We start from the raw sequence: 4190 nt of genomic DNA on the forward strand, positions 1-4190 counted from the left end.
GGCGACGCGTGTCGCCGGGCAGGTGTCCGGCCGCCAGGGCCACGACGACGGTCGCGGCGGCGACGGCCGGCATGCCGATCCGCCAGGCCAGCCGGATGCCGCGCAGCGAGGACAGCGGCGGCCGGGGAGCCGGCTGCCGCATGGCGTTCATCACGCGGTGGCGGAGCTCGGCCGGTGGTTGATCCTGTGCCGGGGCCAGGCTCGCACCGAGCTCCTCGAGGATGGACAGGTCAGATTTCATGATGCTCCTCCGTGGTCATGGTCGGATCGATGTCGCGCAGCGCCAGGCGGACCTTGCGCCGGGCCCGGCTGAGCCGGGAACCCACGGTGCCCTGGGGGATGTTCAGGGAATCGGCCACCTCGTCGTAGCTGAGCTGCCCCCACGCCACCAGCAGCAGCACGTCGCGGTCGCCCGGCGCCAGGTCGGCAAGGGCGGCGGCCAGCGGGCCCCGTGCCGCGGCGGCGACCACCCGGGCCGCCACCTGATCGGCGGGGCCGTCCTGCACGGTCTCGTGCGCCGAGCGGGACATGGCCCGGTACCGTGCCCGCTCCCGCCGGTGGTGGGTGGCCAGCTCCCGGGTGAGGATGCCGAACAGCCACGGCCGCGCGTCCTGGCGGCCGAGGTCGTAGGACGCCCGCCCGCGGAACGCCGCGAGGAACGTCTCCGCCACCACGTCGTCGGCGATCTCCGGACCCACCCTCTGGTACGCGTACCGGTACAGCATCGCGGCGTACCGGTCATAGACGGTCGCGAAGCGGTCCGGATCCGCCAGCGACGCGCGAATCACCGAGGCGTCGGTGCCGGCCGCCGCGCGGCTTACCGTGGCCATGAGCGATCGGGCCGTTTCATACGTCGGGCTCCTGTCCTCGGGGTTACCTTCCACCCAGGTCTATGCGCGAGGCCAGATTCGTCTTCACGTCCCGGTGCATACGACACGGCGGCGGCACCGGGAACGGTGCCGCCGCCGTGCGAAACGCGATCTCTAGCTGACGAAGGTGCGCCGCCGCCGGCGCGTCCTCCAGATCAGGGCCGCGCCCGCGATGATCAGGGCGAGCGCGAGGGAGACCAGCACGGGCACCGGAACGCTGTCGCCGGTGATCGGCAGGCCGCCGGCGGTGCCGCCGTCCTCACCGTCGGCGGGCGGGTCGTCGTCCGGCGGGGGAGTGGCGTTGCCGCCGGTGGTCGGCTTGGCCCTGGTGTTGCCGCCGAGCAGCAGCAGGTCGTCGCTCTCGGCGTCGTCGGTCATCGTCTGCACCGACGTCTTCGTGCTCCGCGGCAGGTACCGGTGCTTCTGCGTGAACTGCTGCTTCGACACCGCTTCCTTGGGCGACTTGGAGAAGTCGACGGCGGACTTTTCCGGATGGGTGCAGCCGGAGGTCGTGAACCTGGTCCGAAGCAGGCCCGACTCGCACGGGTTCTCCGACATCACGGGTGCGCTGCGCTCGCGGGCTCCGGAGGTGCCGGTGTGCATCGCCGAGTTCGTGCTGATCATGCGGGACGCGAAGGACCGGATCGTGCACACCCAGGTCGTCACGACCTACGGCACGGGCGGACGGTTGCCGTCGTTCACCCTGCGCCCGGTGCCCGGCGCCGACCTCGCGCACACCACCGTCTACGCGCCGCAGACGCCACGCACCGAGCGGCCGCCCGCCGCGGGAGTCTCGTGCGACGGCTCCTGATCAACGGTGGGCGTACGACTCCCGGGTGGCGAGGCGGTCGCGGGCGTGCAACGCGCCGACCAGGGCGCGTGCCGTCGGGTCGCCGTCCGCCGGGTCGACGAGCGGGGCAGGCGTGCGCCCCGCCGGGCCTCCACGACGGCGGGGTCGATTGTGGAGCCGGGGCCGGGATACGTGCGGCCAATGACGGAGGGTTCGGGCGCCCGAGCGGGTCGCTGTAGTAGCGGTCGTATGCGGAGTTGCCGCGGCCGAAGTCGCCGTCGACGCCCGCGCGGGCGAACCCCGTTGAACCGCTCGACCGTCGCCGTCAGCCGTGCCGGGTCTATGCCGATAACTGGCCACCTGCGAAAACGCGAACCTGGTCGGCGTCCCTGGAAGGTTGCAGGTACCGGTCCCGGCGGGGCGGTGTTTGTCTTTCCCCGGGCCCGATCGGCCGGGCCTGAAGGAGGAGAGACGCATGCGTAAGGCATTGCTATCGACCGGAGTGGCGCTGGTCCTGTCGGCGGCCGGTGTCGCCGTCGGCGGCCCGGCGAGCGCGGCCACCGACTGCTGGGGCAGCGGCGGCGCACACACCGACTATCTCGGAAACACCTACGGCACGGCCTACTGCAACGCGTACACCTCCGGCTCGGTGCGGGCGAGCGGGGCGACCCGCGGCACCCTGTACGCCGGCAACAGCTGGTTCGTCTGCCAGGAGAAGTGGGTGGGCTACAACAACCCGCAGGTCGGCAGCGCGGTGAACGACTGGTGGCTGTACACCCAGGCGGACACCAGCACCGGGGACGGCTACCACGGCTGGGGCTGGTTCCCGGCCACGAAGATCTCCGGCGGGCGGAACTGGGGCAAGGTCTCCGGCCTGCGCGAATGCGGCGACATCCCGATCTTCGCGTTCCCTGCTCCGTAATCACCCGAAGGGACTGACATGTCGCCGATTCATCGACCACCATCCGGCGTACGCGCCGCGGCCGGCGCCCTGCTCGCCGTCCTTGCGCTCGCCCTGACGCTCCTGGTCAACGCCGGGCCGGCCACCGCCGCGCCGGGCTGCGCGGTGCTCCAGTCGGGGGCCGCCGCCACGGCGAACACCGCGGTGAGCAAGACGTGCTCGCTGATCGGGACGCCGTACTCGTGGGGCGGCGGGCACGCGCCGACCCCCGGCCTCTCGTACGGCTCGTGCGACGCCTCCAACGGCGCGCCGAACGACTGCCACGTCCGCGGCCTCGACTGCTCGGGCATGGTCCGCTACGCCTACTACCTGGCGGCCGGCTGGGACATCGTCCCCGGCCCGGCCGCCACCCAGTTCGCCTCGCCGCGTGCGGTCGCCCGGTACTACCGGTCCTCCGGCACCGCCCCGCTGCTCCCCGGTGACCTGGTGTTCTACGGCGGCTCGGCGAGCACGATCCACCACGTGGCGATGTACATCGGCCAGGGCTACATGGTGGAGGCCCCGTACTCCGGCGGCTACGTCCGGGTGAACTCGGTGCTGGCCTACGGCGACTACTACGGCGCGATCCGGCTCTACAACCCGGACGGCAGCAACGCGCCGGCGCCGCCGCCGCAGGACCCGGACCGCGCCCTGGTGGACATCTCGGCCAATGCGGCGGTGTTCAGCTCTCCGACCAGCACCACGTCGACCGGCACCCTGTACGCCGGCACCAACTACGTCTACTGCAAGGTCTGGGGCCGGCAGATCACCGACGCCGCGGGCAACTACAACCACTGGTGGCTCAAGACCGACCCGGACGTGGGCCCGGCCAATCAGTACGTCTCCGCCTACTACCTCAGCCGGTGGGGCAACGACGTGGCGAAGGACAACAACGGCGCCGACATCCGCACCTGCACCTCGGATCCGCCGCCCGCACCGGGGGTCAACAGGTACTTTGTGGACACGTTCGCCAACGCATCGGTCTACGCGTCGGCGACCAGCACCACGGCGACCGGCACCCTCTACAAGGCCACCAACTACGTCTACTGCAAGGTGTGGGGCCGGCAGATCGGCGAGACCGGCGGCAGCTTCAACCACTGGTGGCTCAGGACCGACCCCGATGTGGGCCCGGCGAACCAGTACGTCTCCGCCTACTACCTCAGCCGGTGGGGCAACGACGAGGCGAAGGACAACAACGGCACGGTGATTCCCACGTGCGGCGGCGGCAGCACGCCGCCGGCGTCGACGTACCGGGTGGACACGTTCGCCAACGCGTCGGTCTACGCGTCGGCGACCAGCACCACGCCGACCGGCACCCTGTACGGCGCCACCAACTACGTCTACTGCAAGGTGTGGGGTCGGCAGATCACCGACGCCGGCGGCAGCTTCAACCACTGGTGGCTCAGGACCGACCCGGACGTGGGCCCGGCCAACCAGTACGTCTCCGCCTACTACCTCAGCCGGTGGGGCAACGACGAGGCGAAGGACAACAACGGCACGGTGATACCCACCTGCTGACCCCGTCCGGCGTCCGCCGCGGCAGTCCGGCGCGGCGGACGCCCCCGGCCGCACGGCACGCGCGGCACCCACA

6 protein-coding genes and 1 pseudogene are annotated in these 4190 nt (G+C 71.6%); 3 read left to right on the forward strand and 4 right to left on the reverse strand.

Translation table 11 applies throughout. From position 1 onward, the window contains the following. From AB0F10_RS44550 to AB0F10_RS44560, 3 genes are all read right to left on the reverse strand, one after another. On the reverse strand, positions 1–241 hold a 241-nt coding region (locus tag AB0F10_RS44550; protein WP_360640485.1), incomplete at its 3' end, for a hypothetical protein. After that, positions 231–830: an RNA polymerase sigma factor gene (locus tag AB0F10_RS44555; RefSeq protein WP_360640488.1), complete on the reverse strand. Its 600-nt coding sequence runs from the start codon at positions 828–830 to the stop codon at positions 231–233. The genes AB0F10_RS44555 and AB0F10_RS44550, both read right to left, overlap by 11 nt. Positions 831–983: 153 nt before the next feature. Then, complete coding sequence (locus tag AB0F10_RS44560; RefSeq protein ID WP_360640491.1) at positions 984–1316, reverse strand: LPXTG cell wall anchor domain-containing protein; 333 nt, start codon at positions 1314–1316, stop codon at positions 984–986. A gap of 7 nt (positions 1317–1323) precedes the next feature. On the opposite strand from AB0F10_RS44560, the gene AB0F10_RS44565 reads away from it, so the two are divergent. Then, on the forward strand, positions 1324–1680 hold the full coding sequence (locus tag AB0F10_RS44565) for a hypothetical protein (protein WP_360640494.1): 357 nt from the start codon (positions 1324–1326) through the stop codon (positions 1678–1680). Between the two features lie 187 nt (positions 1681–1867). Here the strand turns inward: AB0F10_RS44565 and AB0F10_RS44570 are convergent. Then, a pseudogene (locus AB0F10_RS44570) lies at positions 1868–2074 on the reverse strand (3-oxosteroid 1-dehydrogenase); the annotation flags it as partial. 60 nt (positions 2075–2134) lie between these two features. On the opposite strand from AB0F10_RS44570, the gene AB0F10_RS44575 reads away from it, so the two are divergent. Then, a complete protein-coding gene (locus AB0F10_RS44575; RefSeq protein WP_360640497.1) occupies positions 2135–2581 on the forward strand; it encodes a hypothetical protein in 447 nt (148 codons plus the stop codon). 18 nt (positions 2582–2599) lie between these two features. Next, positions 2600–4117 (forward strand): C40 family peptidase, encoded by a 1518-nt coding sequence (locus AB0F10_RS44580; protein WP_360640500.1) that lies wholly within the window; start codon positions 2600–2602, stop codon positions 4115–4117. Positions 4118–4190 lie beyond the last annotated feature (73 nt).

Source organism: Actinoplanes sp. NPDC026623, from assembly GCF_040638275.1.
Classification (GTDB): domain Bacteria; phylum Actinomycetota; class Actinomycetes; order Mycobacteriales; family Micromonosporaceae; genus Actinoplanes.

What these genes read in the sequence shown, in the direction of transcription:
- AB0F10_RS44555 (WP_360640488.1), bottom strand. Translation starts at nt 830, where the DNA reads ATGGCCACGGTAAGCCGCGCGGCGGCCGGCACCGACGCCTCGGTGATT.
- AB0F10_RS44580 (WP_360640500.1), top strand. Translation starts at nt 2,600, where the DNA reads ATGTCGCCGATTCATCGACCACCATCCGGCGTACGCGCCGCGGCCGGC.
- AB0F10_RS44575 (WP_360640497.1), top strand. Translation starts at nt 2,135, where the DNA reads ATGCGTAAGGCATTGCTATCGACCGGAGTGGCGCTGGTCCTGTCGGCG.